The organism is Companilactobacillus zhongbaensis, assembly GCF_003946515.1.
Lineage (GTDB): Bacteria > Bacillota > Bacilli > Lactobacillales > Lactobacillaceae > Companilactobacillus > Companilactobacillus zhongbaensis.
In genome coordinates, this window is record NZ_RHOM01000013.1 from 1 (window position 1) to 18637 (window position 18637).

Consider the following 18637-nt stretch of genomic DNA (forward strand, 5'->3'; position numbering starts at 1 on the left):
GGAACAATCCTTACACAATTAGCTCTCAACTTAGCTAAAGACTTGTTAGACTTGCTTCTATGGTTACCATTACAATTATTACTTGCATTACCATTGTTCTTATTGAACTTAGCATTGAATGCATTATTATTAAGACCATTGTTGTTATTCGGACTACCATTGTTGGCAGCACTATTAACACAAATTGCCTTAACATTGTTCAATTTGATCAGAAGAGGTCTAGAATTAATCGCTGAATTGTTAACATTAGGAGCAACTCTTCTAACGTCGCCTCTATGGAAATTCTTCCAGGACTTAACTTCTTAAGAAGACTACTTAAGACTGCAATGATCTTTAGAATTCTTAGAAACATCCTTGTAGGATTACTTAAGATGGGTATCCTTATTGGACTTCCAATTCTAAATGGATTATTTGCAATTCCATTAGCACTCTTCAATGCTGTTGTTGCATTTATTTTGACAAAACTATTCTTTGCAGTACTCGCCGTTATCCTTGGTGCTGTATTTACAGCAATTGAAATGTTGCTATTGAAAGCATTACTATTACCTTTGATCTTATTGAATAGTGCGTTACTTGCATTAATCCCTTCATTGCTCAATGGTCTCATCGTTGGATTACTTAGATTATTCTTTGGTGGATTGCCATTCTTCACATTAGCTAGATTGTTTGTTATTGTTCCAATGATCTTAATTGGTTTACTAACAGCATTGATTCCTGGCTTGAACTTATTGACAATTCCACTAGGATTATTGGCATTATTAGTATTATTGCCACTTTCAATCTTAGGTACAATTTGGAACATTTTGATTAGTCTACTTGCTGGTAATTGGGCAAGATTGATTAGTAAACTTCTACTCAATGCATTTAATGATATTGCCGCAGTCGAGTTAGCATTAGCTGGACTTCCAATTCTATTATTGCTTGCACCAATTATCCCATTAGTACTATTGATTCCTGCATTGATCATCATGCTTGGATCACTTCCATTTATTCTATTATCAATGCTATTGTTGCTACCAATTTCATTACCAATCTTAATCTTCAACTTATTGTTGATTCTTCCTGTATTGGTATTTGGACTTCCACAACTTTATACATTGTTATGGTTCTTCGGATCAGCATTCTTGGTTCTTACAACAGATCCATTGGAAGATTTGAAAGCATTCATCGTATTGATGTACACAATGGTTACAGAACCAGTACTATACTGGGCATTTAACCTAATCATGATTCCAATGACTATTGGAACATTTATCGGATCATTTACAAACTGGTTGAATCCACTCAACTGGCTAAACAAAGCAATTACTGCATTCGCATTATTCGCTGCTCCAATTGCTTCACTTCTAGCATTACTAAATATTGACTTATTAAGATTTGGAATTCTATTAACATCAATTCCACTATTAAGTATTCCAGCATTTATTGTATTAACAATTGCAAAACGCTTAATGTTATTACTTTCTGGAATCTTCTTCCTTAATTCGTTTATTGCATCAGCACCTGTTGTTATTGAACCATGGGTTGCATTGCTAATTATCTTCATTGATGACTTAGTAGGTGGTATCTTATCACTTGGTATCAGTGTTCCTGATGTACTTCTTACATGGGGTATGTTAGTTCCAGCTGTTGCATTCCCAGTATTCTTCGCCGTTGGTGGAGTTGGCTTGATGCTCAGTCTAGATAGTATTGCTGTAGCACTATTGTTGCCAATCATCACTATCGTATTGAACATTGGTCTTGTATTATCAGCTATTGCAAACCCAATAACAGCTTTAATTGCTATTAATCTATTTGCCACGATCGGATTAGCATCAATTGTTGCCGGTCTTGCCGGAGCATTCATGTTAGCTTACGTATGGATGCCATTCGCATTCAACTTGCTACCATTCTTGCAATATCTAATCTTTGCAAATCCTGCATTCTATGCAATTATTGAGGGTTCACTTGTTCCAGCTATTGGTGCAATTGGACTAATCATTGGTGGTGTTATCTACTGGATCTTAGGTAACTTTGGTTCTGGTATGTTAACAGCTACATCATTCGGAATATTTGTTCACTTACTATTCCCATTAGTCTTAAACGTTGTATTCGGAATTGCTGAATTATTGTCAGTACTACCAGTATTATTACTAGTTCTTCCATTGGCATTGATTCAATCAACAATTCTTCTTGGATTAATTAATTTACCAATTATCATTTTCAACATTCTAAATGTATTGCCTGTATTAATTATTGGTGTTCCAGCATTAATCTCAATCTTCTGGTTGTTTGGTTCAGTATTCTTACAACTTCTTACAAACCCTGTTGAAGATATCAAAGCATTCTTTGTTCTCTTATACACAATGGTTGAAGAACCTGTATTCTACTGGGCATGGAACTTCATTACAATTCCTATGACAATCGCAACATTCGTTGGAATGTTTACTAACTGGGTAAATCCATTTAACTGGTTAAACAAGGCAATTTCTGCCGTACCACTATTGGGTATTCCATTAGTATTAATCGGTTTGTTGTTAACAATTGATATTCTTAGAGTCATTTCACTCGTTGCTACTATTCCATTGTTGAATATTCCAACGTTGATCTTATTAACAATTGCTAAACTTACAACACTTACGTTCTTAACATTACTAGTATTGAACTCATTTGTAGCCACAGTACCAGTTGTATTAGAACCATGGGCAGCTCTAGTAATCATCTTTATCGATGATTTAGTCGGAGGTATCTTATCACTTGGTATCAGTGTTCCTGATGTTCTTCTTACATGGGGAATGATGATCATGGCGGTTGTTGCTCCAATTCTATTCGCTGTTCAAGGCTTAAACGCAATGTTGAGCTTAGATATTATTGCAGCACTCATCCTTATGCCTATCGTTGCTGTCAGTCTTAATTTAGGATTGTTATCAATGGCATTTACACATCCATTTGCAGTAATTATTGCTATCAATAATCTTGCAGCAATGGGTATCACATCATTGGTACTTCTTGTATTGGGAATCTTCATGTTGGCATATACATGGTTGCCAATAACATTTAATGATTTAGCATTCTTACAATTCTTTATCTTTGGTAATCCTGGATTCTATGCAGTTATCATGGGATCACTAGTACCTGCAATTGGTGCTATCGGACTTATCATTGCTGGTGTATTATTCTGGATCTTTGGTAACTTTGGTTCAGGTTTGATTACAGCTAACTCATTTGCATTGTTCGTACACGTAATGTTCCCACTGGTATTCTCAATGCTCATCGGTGTTGCTGCACTCGCATCAGTATTACCAGTATTATTAGTTGCATTACCAGCAGCCTTAATTAAGACATTGTTGTTCTTTGCACTAATTAATATTCCTATTATCTTATTTAACCTTCTAATCCTTATTCCAGTTGCTCTTATTGGTACAGCATCATTAATTACCATCTTCTGGTTCTTTGGATCAGCATTCTTCCAACTACTAACAAATCCTCTCGAAGATTTGAAGACATTCATTGTTCTACTTTACACAATGGTTACAGAACCAGTATTCTACTGGGCATTTAACTTAATCACTGTTCCAATGACAATTTCTTCATTTATCGGAACATTTGTTAACTGGTTGAATCCATTTAATTGGTTAAACTTAGCGATTACTTCATTCGTAATCTTAGGATTACCTATTACTGATTTATTAATTATCCTTAATGTTGATATCTTGAGATTTGCAATCCTATTCACTTCATTGCCAATCTTCAGTATCCCTGCATTCTTTGTTCTTGGATTAGCCAAGAAGGAACTATTGTTAATGTTTGTCTTGTACTTCTTGAATTCATTCGTTGCATCAGTTCCAGTTGTTCTAGAACCTTGGGTTGCATTGTTAATCATCTTTATTGATGATCTTGTAGGTGGAATTCTTTCACTTGGTATCAGTGTTCCTGATGTTCTTGTAACTTGGGTAATGTTAATTCCTGCAATTACATTCCCTGTAATCTTCGCTGTTGTTGGTGTTGGACTTATGCTCAGTCTTGATGCATTTGTTACTGCACTTGCATATCCAATCTTAATTACAACATTGAATATCGGACTTGTATTATCAGTTCTTTCAAATCCATTGGTTGCATTATTGGGAATCAACGCATTTGCTACGATCGGTCTTGTATCAATCGTGCTTGGTGTACTTGGAATCTTCATGTTAGCTTACACATGGATGCCAGCTTCATTTAACTTATTAGCATTCTGCGATAATCTTACAATATCTAATATTTGCTAACCCTGGTTTCTATGCAATTATTGAAGGTTCGCTTGTACCAGCTATTGGTGCTATTGGACTAATCATCGGTGGTGTTATCTACTGGATCTTTGGTAACTTTGGTTCAGGACTAATCACTGCTAACTCATTTGCATTATTCGTCCACACAATGTTCCCATTGGTACTCAATACATTACTTGGTGTTGCAGAATTATTATCAATACTTCCTGTATTGTTACTCGCATTACCAGTTGCATTGATTCAAGCAGCATTATTATTAGGATTATTCGCATTACCAGTTGTTATCTTTAATGTTCTTAACTTGTTACCTGCATTAATCGTTGGTCTATCTTCATTGATCATCATCAATTGGTTCTTCGGATCAGTTGCTTTCCAACTATTAACAAATCCTATCGAAGATCTTAAGACGTTCATTGTTCTTCTATACACAATGGTTACAGAACCAGTATTCTACTGGGCATTCATTTGGATTACATTACCAATGACAATCGGTGCCTTCTTAGGTGCATTCGTTAACTGGTTGAATCCATTGAACTGGATCTTCAAAGCAATTTCTGCATTTACAATCATTGGCATTCCAATCACAGTATTGTTGTCAATTCTTGATATCGATATTATTAGAGTTCTAGCATTGCTTACAACTCTTCCAATCGTTGGTATCCCAGTTGCTGCATTACTTGGAATCGCTAAACTATTATTATTGAACTTAATCAATATTTACTTCTTGAATTCATTTATTGCATCTCTACCAGTTGTAATCGAACCTTGGGTTGCTCTAGCAATCATCTTTATTGACGATTTGGTAGGTGGAATCTTATCACTTGGTATCAGTGTTCCAGATATTCTATTAACATGGGGCATGTTAATACCAGCTGTAGCATTCCCAGTATTGTTCGTTGTATTAGGCTTAACAATTATGTTATCTCTTGATGCAGTCGTTACATTACTTGCAATTCCATTAATTGCACCATTGATTAATATTTCATTATTAATCTTGGCACTTGGTTTCAACCCATTACTTGCATTAATCGGAGTAAATCTATTTACTACAATCGGTATCACATCAATTGTGTTAGCAATAGCAGGTCTCTTCACTCTTGCTTACACATGGATGCCATTCTCATTTAACGCATTAGCATTCCTTGTTTACTTCATCTTTGTAAACCCAGGATTCTATGCAATTATCCAAGGATCATTAGTTCCAGCCATCGGTGCTATCGGACTAATAATCGGAGGTGTCCTTCACTGGATTATTGGTAACTTTGGTACAGGATTGATTACTGCTAACTCATTTGCAATCTTTGCACATGTTGCATTTACTGCTGTTCTTTCATTAGCTATTGGTGTTATTGAATTAATCTCAGTATTGCCAGTCGCATTGATCGCATTGCCATTAGCAATCATTCAAAGCTTGTTGTTACTCGGTTTGTTCGCATTGCCAGTTGTATTATTTAACTTAGCAATCTTCTTGCCAGCATTGATCATCGGTGCTGCAGGTATGTTGGCTGCATTCTGGTTCTTCGGATCAGCATTCTTCCAGCTATTAACAAATCCTATTCAAGATTTGAAAGCACTTGTCGTATTAGTTTACACAATGATCACTGAACCAATATTCTATTGGGGCTTCCAATTCATTACAATTCCAATGACATTTGGAGCATTTATTGGAACATTCCTCAATTGGGTAAATCCATTGAATTATATCTTCAAAGCAATTTCTGCATTTGCCATTCTTGGTACACCAATTGTTGAGTTGAATTCATTCTTAGCACTTGAACTTCTAAGATTTGGTTCATTGTTAACATTATTACCAATCTTTGGTATTCCAGCATTCCTTGGCTTGACTATCGCTAAACGCATGTTGGTAAGATTGCTTGTATTATTTGTACTAAACACATTCCTTGCAACAGTTCCAGTCGTCTTAGAACCATGGGTTGCATTAGTAATTATCGTCATTGACGATGTTGTTGGTGGAATTCTATCACTTGGTATTAGTGTTCCAGACATCTTGCTTACATGGGGTATGTTGATCCCTGCAATTGCATTCCCAGTATTATTCGCTGTACAAGGCGTCGGAATCATGCTCGGATTTGATATCATTGATATCTTAATCTTTGCTCCACTAATTCTAATACCTATGATTTTCGGATTGTTTAATGCAATCCTTGCAAATCCATTACTTGCAATAATTACTAAACTATTCTTTGACTTCCAAGGAATCGTTTCAATTGGTCTATTGTTAGCTGGTATCTTTACACTTTCATATATCTGGCTACCAATGACATTTAATGGTTTAGCATTTGCAATTTACTTCATCTTTGGAAACCCAGGATTCTATGCAATTATTCAAGGATCCTTAGTTCCAGCAATTGGTGCAATTGGTTTGATCATCGCTGGTATCCTACACTGGGTAATTGGTAACTTCGGTACAGGATTAGTTACAGCTAACTCATTTGCATTGTTCGTACACTTGATGTTCCCACTTGTCCTAACAACAGTTATCGGCATCTTGGAATTAGTATCATCACTTGCACTTTCAATCTTTGCACCATTACTTCCATTGATTGCACTTGGAGTACTTGGACTAGTTGTACTTCCATTAGTTCTAAGTATCTACGCTGCATTTAAGGCATTCCAGACATTATTGATTTTGATTTCATTGGCACCATTCTTGATTCCATTAGTTGGCTTGACATTGGGTCTATTGGCTCCAATCTTCCCACTATTGTTATTGATTTTGATCCCATTGCAATTATTGTTTGATGTCGGCGTTTGGTTATTATTCAGAGGCTTGAATAACCTATTATCATTATTGAACGGATTGATTAAACAAATTGTTGTTAATACAATTGGATCATTCATTCCAACATTATTGATGAAACTAGCATTGTTGAATTCATTGATGCTACATCTATTTGCCGGATTGATGAACTTGATCCCTGGACTATTACATAAATTGTTCACAATTCCACTATGGTTATTAAGCGGATTAAGATTCTTAACAAGTCTATTGACAGTTCCAGTCTTATTATTAGACATGTTAAACAACTTTATTGCTAGCCTAGTTTGGAACTTCATTACAAGTCTTGCTTCATTCTTAATCAAGAACTTGATTTGGATCAAACTCTTTAAGCTTTTGAACAAATTAGTTGGTTTATTATTAAGACCAATTTTACTAGTTATCAATATTGCAATTCCATTGCTTGCTTTGCCTATCATTAAGTTCATCAAAGCTTTAAGAAATGCAATTATAGCAGGATTATTATCATTCTTAATTCCATTTATCGGTGCTTTCTTAATTATTCCAACAGCAATTCTTGATGGATTAAGATTCATAATTGACGATGTAATCTTAGGATTGTTATTACTACCTGGACTAATTCCATTTAGAAATCTCTTATTAGATGCATTGTTCTTAATTCCAGCACTATTGAACTTTATAGCTCTCAACAACTTATTGAGAACGCCATTGAAGTGGATCCACGACTTGTTCTGGCAATTAGCATTACCATTAGCTGTATTAGCCTTAACATTCGCAATCTTGATTCCATTCTTCGGATTGATGTCATTATTGAATCCACTTAAGTGGCTCAGAATGGCATTGTTATCAGCATTGACAACATTTAATGTTCAGTTGTTGACAACCTTGATCGTATTGCCATTGAAACTATTGAATAATAAGCTATTGAGCTTATTACCAGCATTATTGAACGGCTTACTATTAGGCTTCTTGAGAAATATCTTAGGTGGATTGCCACTAGATGTTCTTGGATTACTAGCATTACCATTGCTTAATATCCTTGGATTGATTGGTACATTAACACCAGGATTGAGATTATTAGGATTACCATTATTACTACTAACTCAATTACTTGGATTGCCACTATTATTAGATTCATTGAGAAACTTAATTGCACCACTTCTTTGGGGCTTATTAGCAGGATTGCTAACATATCCACTTGTAAAACTAGCTAAGAATGTAATTGATATTGCATTGTTGCCATTACTTGGATTGTTATCGACATTGCCAATCTTCCTATTGAAGTTATTCAATAAAGCATTTGTATTACGTCCATTGTTATTATTAGGCTTACCATTGTTAGCTCAATTATTAACAGGATTAGCATTACCACTATTCAACTTGATCAGAAGAGCTATCAAGCTTGGCTTGAACTTGTTGAAGGGTGCAATCGCATTATTGACAATGCCATTGTGGCTTGGACTTCCAGCCTTGAATCTATTGAGAGAAGCATTAATCTTACCAGTATTGTTATTAACATTACTCAGAGGATTAAGAAATATCTTCCGTCTACTTGGATTCCCATTGTTGTTATTAGCTCTACCATTATTGGCCGGCTTAGCAACATTGCTTCTAGGACTTCCATTGATCACATTGCTCAACAAGTTATTATCAATGCCATTATTAGCATTGCTTCTACCATTGTTAGCAGCATTACCAATCTTGCCAATCAAGATCTTATTAGATCTATTGTTATTACCACTTGTATTATTAGGTAACAAACTTCTAGGATTGCCAGCAGCACTTCTAGCAGGATTATTATTACCATTACTATTGGGCAGAATGATCAGACACTTGATCAAGTTGCCATTAGACCTTCTTAAGTTAGCCGGTTTGGTATTGTTCAACTTATTGTTGCCATTCATTCCATTCCTTAACTTATTGACACCATTACTATGGCCATTAGGATTACTCCTACAACCATTAGCATTGGCAGATGTCTTAAGAGATCTATTAGGAAACTTACCATTCGATCTATTGAACTTGTTATTGATCCTTCCATTAGCACAAATCTTGAGTACTCTTGCAATGTTAATTCCTGGATTAGGATTGCTTCTAATTCCATTCTTATTACCATTGAAACTATTCAACAGATTTATCGCTATCCCATTAGCATTAGTAAGAACATTAGGTGACTTAGCTAAAGCATTATTGCTTGGCTTACCACTAGCATTGTTAGGTACATTATTGGCATTCCCATTAATCAACCTATTGAACGACATCTTGAGCTTGGCATTATTACCATTACTCACAGGTCTTCTAACATTGCCATTGTTCTTATTGAACCTTGGACTATTAACATTATTGACATTCCCAATTGCCAAGGGTGTATTACCATTCTTGATCGCAAACGGATTGTCAGCATTAGTCGCAAACTTCTTACCAGTATTAGCTGGCTTACTATTGAACCCAGTTATCGTATTGGCAAACGGAATCAGATTATTTAATGACTTTGTCTTTGGTCTATTACATCTTGGTGCATTCTTACTTCTAACATTGCCAGGACTAATTCCATTCAGAAACTTGTTATTAAACGCATTATTCTTCATTCCACTATTATTGAACTTGATTTCACTATTCAACTTATTGAGAACGCCATTGAAGTGGATCCTTGACCTATTCAATCAATTAGCTCTTCCATTAGCAGCTATGGCATTGACATTTGCCATCTTGATTCCATTCTTCGGATTGATCTCATTATTGAATCCATTCAAGTGGCTCAGAATGGCATTGTTATCAGCTTTGACGACATTCAACGTACAATTGTTATCAACATTGTTCTTATTGCCATTGAAACTATTGAATAATAAGCTATTGAGCTTATTACCAGCATTATTGAACGGATTATTATTAGGATTCTTGAGAAATATCTTAGGTGGCTTGCCACTAGATATTCTAGGATTATTGGCATTACCATTATTGAATCTCTTAGCATTAGCAGGAGTTCTAACACCTGGACTCAGATTGTTAGCATTACCACTATTGTTATTGACACAATTACTTGGTCTACCATTATTACTAGATACATTGAGAAACTTAATCGCTCCACTTCTTTGGGGTAACTTAGCAGGACTTCTAACATACCCAATTGCCAAATTGATCAAGAACGAATTGAACTTGCTTGGTTTGCCATTACTTGGATTGTTAGCAACATTGCCAATCTTCCTATTGAAGTTATTCAATAAAGCATTTGTATTACGTCCATTGTTATTACTTGGCTTACCATTGTTAGCCGGATTATTAACAGGATTAGTCTTACCATTATTCAACTTGATCAGAAGAGCTATCAAGCTTGGCTTGAACTTGTTGAAGAATGCCTTAGCATTATTAACAATGCCATTGTGGCTTGGACTTCCAGCCTTGAACTTATTGAGAGAAGCCTTGATCTTACCAGTATTGTTATTAACATTACTCAGAGGTTTGAGAAACTTATTCAATACATTCCTTGGCTTACCAGGATTGTTATTAGGACTTCCATTATTGGCTGGCTTAGCAACATTCTTACTAGGACTTCCATTGATCACATTGCTCAACATGTTATTATCAATGCCTCTATTGGCCTTGTTATTACCATTGTTGGCAGCATTGCCAATCTTACCAATTAAGATCTTATTAGACCTATTATTATTACCACTTGTATTATTAGGTAACAAACTTCTTGGATTACCAATGGCAATCTTAGCTGGATTATTGTTACCACTAGTACTAAATGGATTGTTCAAACACTTCTTGAAGTTACCATTTGATCTACTCAAGTTACTTGGACTCGGATTGTTCAACTTGTTGTTACCATTCATTCCATTACTTAACTTATTAGCTCCATTGCTATTACCACTAGGATTACTCCTAATGCCATTAGCTCTAGCTGATGTCTTGAGAGACATTTTAGGCAACTTACCATTTGATCTATTGAATCTATTATTGATTCTTCCATTAGTACAATTATTGAGTACACTTGCAATGTTGATCCCTGGTTTAGGATTACTTCTAATTCCATTGCTATTACCATTGAAGTTATTCAACAGATTTATCGCTATCCCATTAGCATTCTTAAGAACATTAGGTGACTTGGCTAAACTATTGTTGTTGGCCTTACCACTAGCATTATTAACAACATTGTTGTCATTACCATTGATCAACTTGTTGAACGATGCATTGAGCTTATTGTTATTACCACTATTAAGTGGACTTCTAACATTGCCATTGTTCTTATTGAACCTTGGATTAGCAACATTATTGACATTCCCAATTGCCAAGGGTGTATTACCATTCTTGATTGCAAACGGCTTGTCAGCATTAGTAGCCAACTTCTTACCAGTATTGATCGGATTGTTACTCAACCCAATCCTTGTATTGGCAAATGGCTTGAGATTATTCAATGACTTCATCAAGACTCTTGGCAAGTTCCTTCTATTAGGTGCACTTGCATTACCTGGCTTGATTCCATTAAGAAACTTGATCCTTGACGGACTATTCTTTGTACCAGCATTGATCAACGGCTTGTCATTGTTGAATCTATTGAGCTTACCATTCAAGTTCTTGAGAGACTTGATCAAGAATAACGTTCTTCCATTATTAGTAGCAGGATTAACTAACTTATTGTTGTTACCAATCTTTGGACCATTACAATTCTTGAATCCAATTAACTGGATCAAAGTTCCACTACTAGCTGCTTTGAGAACATTCACAGCTAAGTTATTAGCTAAATTGTTCTTAGTACCAGGACTCATCTTGTTGAACTTATTAACAAGCTTGATCCCAGCTACATTAGCAGCAATCGTCGTACCATTCTTGAGAGGTCTATTGGGTGGCTTGCCACTTGATATCCTAGGATTACTTGGACTACCATTGCTCAACTTATTAGCATTGTTAGGCACATTTATCCCAGGTGTAAGATTGTTAGCTCTACCATTATTGTTATTAACACAATTGCTTGGACTACCACTCTTACTCGATACCTTAAGAAACTTGATTGCTCCACTCCTATGGGGCGCATTAGCAGGATTGTTAACATACCCAATCGCAAATCTCGTTAAAGACTTATTAGGCTTGATCGGATTGCCATTACTTGGATTATTAACAACATTGCCATTGTTCTTCTTCAAACTATTGAAGAATGTATTATTAGGAAACGTATTAGCTCTTGGTTTGCCATTGCTTAACCAAGCATTGACGCTCTTAGCACTAGTACCATTCAACTTGTTGAAAGCTGGATTGAAACTATTGAACAGCTTGTTACCATTAGGTCTTGTTCTACTAACAATGCCACTATGGTTCAACTTGCCACTACTCAATATTTTGAGAAGAGTAGCATTCTGGTTATTACTTGGATTAGAGTTATTAACTCTTCCATTCAAGCTATTGAGAAATCTTTTGAGAACATTCGTTGGCTTACCAATGTTGTTACTCGGACTTCCATTATTAGCCGGATTACTTAACTTCTTGTTCATCTTGCCACTCGTAACACTTGCAACAATGTTATTAGCATTGCCATTACCATTGACACTACTTCTTCCATTGTTAGCATTGCTTGGCAACTTACCAATCAAGCTCTTAACAGATCTACTATTATTACCACTAATGTTCTTGATCAACGGATTGTTAGCATTACCATTAGCAGCAATCTTAGGTAACTTGTTACCACTTGTATTAGGAGCATTGAATGGATTGATTAAATTACCATTCGATCTACTTGGATTATTAGGACTTCCATTATTGCTAAGACTATTAGACTTAGGTAAATTGTTTGCACTACTCAACCCATTACTATGGCCATTACTACCAATCATCAATGTATTGAGAAACGTCTTGAGAATGTTGATTCCATTCAAACTCGCAGATGTTTTGAAAGACATTCTTGGACCATTGTCAGCATTACCAATCGACACATTATTAGCTCTTGCAATCCCAGCACTTGGATTATTAACATTGTTAACAATGCTCAACCCAATCTTCTGGCCATTGCTTCCAGTATTGTTGCCATTGGCATTGACACTTGGATTGGTAGGAACACCAATCGCATTACTCAGAGTTCTAAAAGACTTAGCTAAGTTAGCACTTCCTGTATTGGCAACAATGTTATTGTTCCCAATTATTCATACAGGATTCAACATCCTCGGATTGTTGGCATTGCCATTGATCTCCGGATTACTAACATTGCCATTGTTCTTATTGAACTTGGGTCTTAAGACCTTATTGACATTACCTATTGTGAAGTCGATCTTGCCAATCTTGATCAACTTGGGAATCTTGTTACCATTAACAACACTTCCAGCATTATTATTGGCACCAATCTTCTTGCTAGGTAACTTAGTCAAAGGCTTGAGATTGTTAGGCGATATTTTAGCAACACTATTGGCACTACCTGGAGTACTTAAAGATCTATTTGACTTAGTAATCCTCCCTCTAAAGATCCTAATCAAACCTCTATTAGTACTCGGATTACCATTACTAGCTAAAGTATTGACGTTCTTAGCATTAAGTCCATTAATGTTATTGAACAACTTGTTAGCACATCTACTAGCATTGCCATTAGTTGGCTTGGTAGGACTTGGAAATGCATTACTACCATTATTAGTACCATTCTTATTCATGAATCTGTTGGTTCGTCCGTTAATGATTCCTGGATTGATGTTGCTAAATGGTGTGATCTTACCAACACTATTGAAACTAGCCATTGCAATTCCAGTATTAGGATTATTAGCACTACCATTCTTAATCGGCGCATTGACATTACCATTGTTCTTGTTGAGCTTACCAATTCCATTACTAAATATGGGACTACAACTACTCAGCTTAGGCATGATAATACCAGGATTATTGATGGTCGTCGGTGGAGTCATTGCCTTACCATTCGGCTTACTCGGATCGTTAGGCGGAGCTGGAACACCTGGAACCGTAATTCCAGGAACACCAGGCACAACACCAGACGAAGGCGGCAACGTGGTACCAGAGCCAGGTTACGCAATTCGTCAAATCCCATCAGTTGGATTCTGGGTACACAATGATCCACTTGTCCTATAAGATGCACTAATAAAAATCGTTAAAGACCTCAGATCGATAACGATTTGCAAAAAGCTTTCCAACTAATCACCTCCAAATGATTTCAAATAGGAAAGCTGCAAAAAAGTCACTTCGAAAGAAGTGGCTTTTTTGTTTTGCCTAAAAATAATATCTGAAAGAGCAGAACTAAATAATAGATTTAAAAATAGTATCTGCATAAAAAGAAAAGGGGATGTAGGAGATAATAAAGAAAGGGCATATAGAAAAAGTTGACAATAACCGAGAGTAAAAAATATGCTGAAAAGAAAGGTAGTTTCGAATTGAAGGGATTGTACGAAAAAGCAACGAAAATTGAAGAGTAGAAAAATAACCATGAAAATCAAAATCTAAAAATCAGAAGCACAAATAATAGAAATTATGCGAGTACTTTTGGAAATTCATTAAACTAATGGAATTGAAATTCGATAAACAAAATGAAAGAAGATCCGACAGTAAAAATACGTATTTTGAGTCTGCATGCATTAAAAAAATGAACAGTTTTTGTAAGCAACAAATCGGTTTATTCAATAAGGTTAGGCATGGATCCCATGAATTCATTTGTGGGAGGTAAGCCCTTTTTTTATAAATTATTTATTCTTTAACATTGAACTTCTTATATCATGTTCTTATTACAATGAATCAAACACACGTTCGTGTATAATGAATCTATAACGATAAGGGAGGCGAAATGGTGAAAAACGAAATGGAATATATGATGGGCTTAAAAATAAGAATGTATCCTAACAGAAGGCAGGAAAAGATCTTTTGGAAGAACATCAACGCATCACGTTTCGTTTACAATAAATTACTAGCAAACAGCTGGACTGATTCTAAAGTTTTTAAGAATAAGTTAGACAAACGCTATCCTATCCCAGAAGATTACTGGAAGTATAGCAAGAGTGGAAAATTATTCAAAGCAAGTACAATCCGTCCCACAGGATTAGCTAGGATAACTAAGGAAAAGTATCCATGGTTAGGCGATAAGCATATTGATAGTGACATGGCCAATAATGCCCTCGTGAGTTATAAGTCTGCATGGAGCTTGTTTCATAAAGTACACAACTCTGGAACGCCAAAATTTAAGCGAAAATCGAATCCCAATCAAGGATATCGAACCTCTAATCATTACAGTTCTACAACGGTTAAGAACAATGGCGGAGTTCCATCACTCTATAATGGGTCAATCAAGTTCTTAGATAAGAGTCACATTAGATTGCCTAAGGTGGGAAGAATCAAAGTTAAACTATCTGAGGTCTTACCAAGTAATCGCTTAGTCAGAATAGCAACCGTTTCTATAAAACACTTGCCAACTGGAGAATGGTTTGTGTCTTTACTGTTAAAGAGTGATGAACCATTTAAGAAAAAATTACCTAAAACAAATTCTCAAGTTGGTTATGATTTGAATACCGAAAACTTTCTAACTGATAGCTACGGGAATATAGTCGACAATCCAAGATTTTACCGCTCGTTTAAAGGTCGATTGACCAAGGAACAACGAAAGCTGTCTCGAAGAGCTAGACGTGCTAAGTCAGAAGGACGTAAGCTTTGGGAATCTAAAAACTATCAAAAACAGCGAAAACTAGTCGCTGAACTTCACGCTAGGGTAGGGAATCAACGTAAAAATTTTCTTCACACCATTTCAACTACACTTATCAAAAACCACGATCTGGTAGTTGGAGAAAACTTGAAGAGTAAGAATATGTTGAAGAATCATGCTTTAGCAATGTCTATTTCTGATGTAGGTTGGAAGTCTTTTATCGGTATGCTTGAGTACAAGGCACCACTGTACGGTCGAACCTTTATCGAGGTTGATCCTGCGTACACGACTCAGAAATGTAATAAGTGTGGATTCAAAATGGGCACCAATGGATCGATCAAACTGACCTTAAAAGATAGAAAATGGACTTGTCCAAACTGCACTACTGAACACATAAGAGATGTAAATGCATCTAAGAATATCTTAGCTAAAGGTTTGGTTGAATTATCTAAACCATTAACCGAAGATAGTCCGATTTACAAATAAAGACGTGGGCGTTTGGCAACTCACGTCCTAAGTTCTGGTAATTAGCTCGTAAGACGTTATAATTCCGATTGCGTATAGCATGAGACATTACAACGCAATGCTTTATCTGAATAAGATGTGACTAGTAACTAGAAAGCGATGAGCAAACTGGTGAAGTTCACATGCCACTGACTTTAGTCAGTTGTAGTTGACACCCAGCGGATACAAAGTATCTGATCCCTAAAATGACCCAATGACAAAAAATTGATAACGAGAAAACACATTAAGTCGCATACAAGTTATCAAAATCAACGATTATATGCGAAATGTTATGAGCCAAACGAAAATAACCGTCCGAAAGGGCGGTTATTTTTTTGTCATTAAAATGTAATATTAACTTTGGTTTTAAACATGTCAAAGATGAATATTTTCTGTAAAAAGGTGTAAATGGCTATGCCATGCTGTTTTTAAGATGTATAATTGTGAAAAAGCAAAGGAAAATAGAGTCGATTATTGTACCTAGAATTATTTAAATATGATTTTTTTTGGAACCGATTTAGTAAAAAAATAATACCGTGATATAATCTATATGACTCGGGAGGTGATACTATTGGATAGTTTTACTGATTTATTCTTGTCTAAATCTGAGGTAGAAAAGATTCAGTTATTCAATAAAATAAAATTAATTCGCACGAACCAGTTAGCTAGCGCTGATTTAATCGGTACATATCGTGATTGGCACATAACTGTTAAAGATATCAACTTGCGTAAAGCTGCATATCAAATGAACAAAAGTTACGGAAGTGTCTACAATACTTATTTAGGTATCCAAGAAGATTTTAAAGAGATCCTAGGTAAAGATGACTATGAGATAGAAGAAATGTTCGCCGTATCGAGGGACGGCTACCACGCATTTTTGACAACTAAGTCAGATGGATACCTTTTCTTAGATGCAATTGTTAAAGGAAAAGAGAAGTCTTTCAAACGTTTCTATACTGAACTTAATAGTAGTAAAGCAACTGTTTTAAGACATTTAAAACCTGTTAGAAGTTATTTGAAACGATTCGGTGTTCGGATTGCTTATGAACCAATGCGTTTTGTGGGTAATGAGGAATCCATTCGTTTATCTATCGCGGCATTGTATTGGAATGCTACGCGTGGATTCGTTTGGCCATTCGAATTGTTCTCACAAAAGACTGCATTTAGAGTAGTTGATATTGCTCTGGAAAAATATCGTCTACAACCAATCAATAATATTTCAAAACTCTTTTATGCTTACGTAGTTATGGCACATTCTTACCGTATTCTGGGCGGTAACCATATGCAAAATATCGAAGCATTGAGTGTTATTAATTATCCATTCCCTAATATTTTTGAAGGAACTACTTCATTGTTTGAAGCTTCAAACAATGGTTCACACGATGTTAAGGAATTGAAACGTGCCATTGAATCGATCAGTTATGAGGAGCAAATGTTCCAATCTGCTGACTTCTACATTTTACTAATGTGTGTTCCAACCACATTCGAAGTTTCAGAGGAATACTTACAAACTGTTTCAAGACAGCTAGTTAAGTACAATCCACTTTTTGCTAACTTCATTGACGATTTCTTGGACTTGATTCCATACGATGTTGAACAGACTGTGTCTGATTTTGCATTGTCACACAAGGAATTCATGCGTTACAAGTACAATTTGACTACTTGTATCATCGGTGTTTTAGCTTTGGATCAAAACTTTATTGAAATGTTGAACTTATTCTCAGGCTTTGGGGATGCTATGAGTAACCTGACTGATGAGAACTTGAAGACTAAGGTCGGTTCAACCGTTCAACACTTGATGAGACGTGACAAGTATAGTTCATTGAAAGGTAAGTCTAAGCTTATTTCCGATGCACTTTATGCAATTGCTTATCGTTTCTTCTCACTTTACAATGAGAATATTCAAGTACGAGTTTATCTTGAGTTGGAATCGTTCTTCTTAGTTTATTCTGACTTGGCTATTACTTTGGAAGCTTTGCCATATGTTCAGATCGTTAGTGATTCTAAGGATGCTGATATTGTGGTTACGGCTAATAGTTCTGATTTGCCTGAAGATGAGGTTAAGGACGATGTCTGCATTTATCGTTGGATGTACAACGGTGTTGATGGTCAGATGGGTGGATTGCTTAACTTGATTTATAAGATCTGGACTGATGAAAAAGTTGGCGGGACTAAAACTATTTAGTTGAAGTTTTTTATTAAATGGATTAATATGTTCTGTATGCGATGAGTCGAGAGACGTCGATTTAGGACGTCACTTGAAGTAGGATATCAGGCATTACTCACCGGAATTTTGTGAGCGATATCTTCAGCGGTTGTGTGAACCGACTTAGCTGATTGCTCTTCGGAGTACTACATGAAGAAGCCATGGTTTAATTACCATGGCTTTTTTGGTGGGCAAAAATGTAAGAGAGTAGAGCGGACATATTGAAAAAGATGTAAGAGAGTAGAGCAGACAGAGGCGTTTTGCTTGTGCTGGTGTTTGTGATTTTTGGTGGTTGGGTTTGA

At 35.8% G+C, this 18637-nt stretch carries 5 protein-coding genes; all 5 read left to right on the forward strand.

Features of this window, described 5'->3' with window-relative positions; genetic code table 11:
- Nucleotides 1-306, forward strand: a 306-nt coding sequence (locus EKM69_RS12310) for a hypothetical protein (RefSeq protein WP_164505884.1), incomplete at its 5' end; no start/stop codon positions are given.
- The gene (locus EKM69_RS06965; protein ID WP_125709534.1) at nucleotides 276-4247 is read left to right on the forward strand and encodes a hypothetical protein; all 3972 of its coding nucleotides are present in this window, start codon (nucleotides 276-278) and stop codon (nucleotides 4245-4247) included. The genes EKM69_RS12310 and EKM69_RS06965, both read left to right, overlap by 31 nt.
- Before the next feature lie 148 nt (nucleotides 4248-4395).
- Nucleotides 4396-14070: a hypothetical protein gene (locus EKM69_RS06970; protein WP_125709536.1), complete on the forward strand. Its 9675-nt coding sequence runs from the start codon at nucleotides 4396-4398 to the stop codon at nucleotides 14068-14070.
- A 706-nt stretch (nucleotides 14071-14776) separates the two neighbouring features.
- The gene (locus EKM69_RS06975; RefSeq protein WP_125709538.1) at nucleotides 14777-16111 is read left to right on the forward strand and encodes an RNA-guided endonuclease InsQ/TnpB family protein; all 1335 of its coding nucleotides are present in this window, start codon (nucleotides 14777-14779) and stop codon (nucleotides 16109-16111) included.
- A gap of 580 nt (nucleotides 16112-16691) precedes the next feature.
- Nucleotides 16692-18314 (forward strand): helix-turn-helix domain-containing protein, encoded by a 1623-nt coding sequence (locus EKM69_RS06980; protein WP_404825406.1) that lies wholly within the window; start codon nucleotides 16692-16694, stop codon nucleotides 18312-18314.
- The last annotated feature ends 323 nt before the right edge of the window (nucleotides 18315-18637 follow it).

Bases quoted from the DNA above. Each gene is read 5' to 3' on its own strand.
- EKM69_RS06965 (WP_125709534.1), top strand. From the start codon at position 276: ATGGAAATTCTTCCAGGACTTAACTTCTTAAGAAGACTACTTAAGACT.
- EKM69_RS06970 (WP_125709536.1), top strand. From the start codon at position 4,396: ATGTTCCCATTGGTACTCAATACATTACTTGGTGTTGCAGAATTATTA.
- EKM69_RS06975 (WP_125709538.1), top strand. From the start codon at position 14,777: ATGGTGAAAAACGAAATGGAATATATGATGGGCTTAAAAATAAGAATG.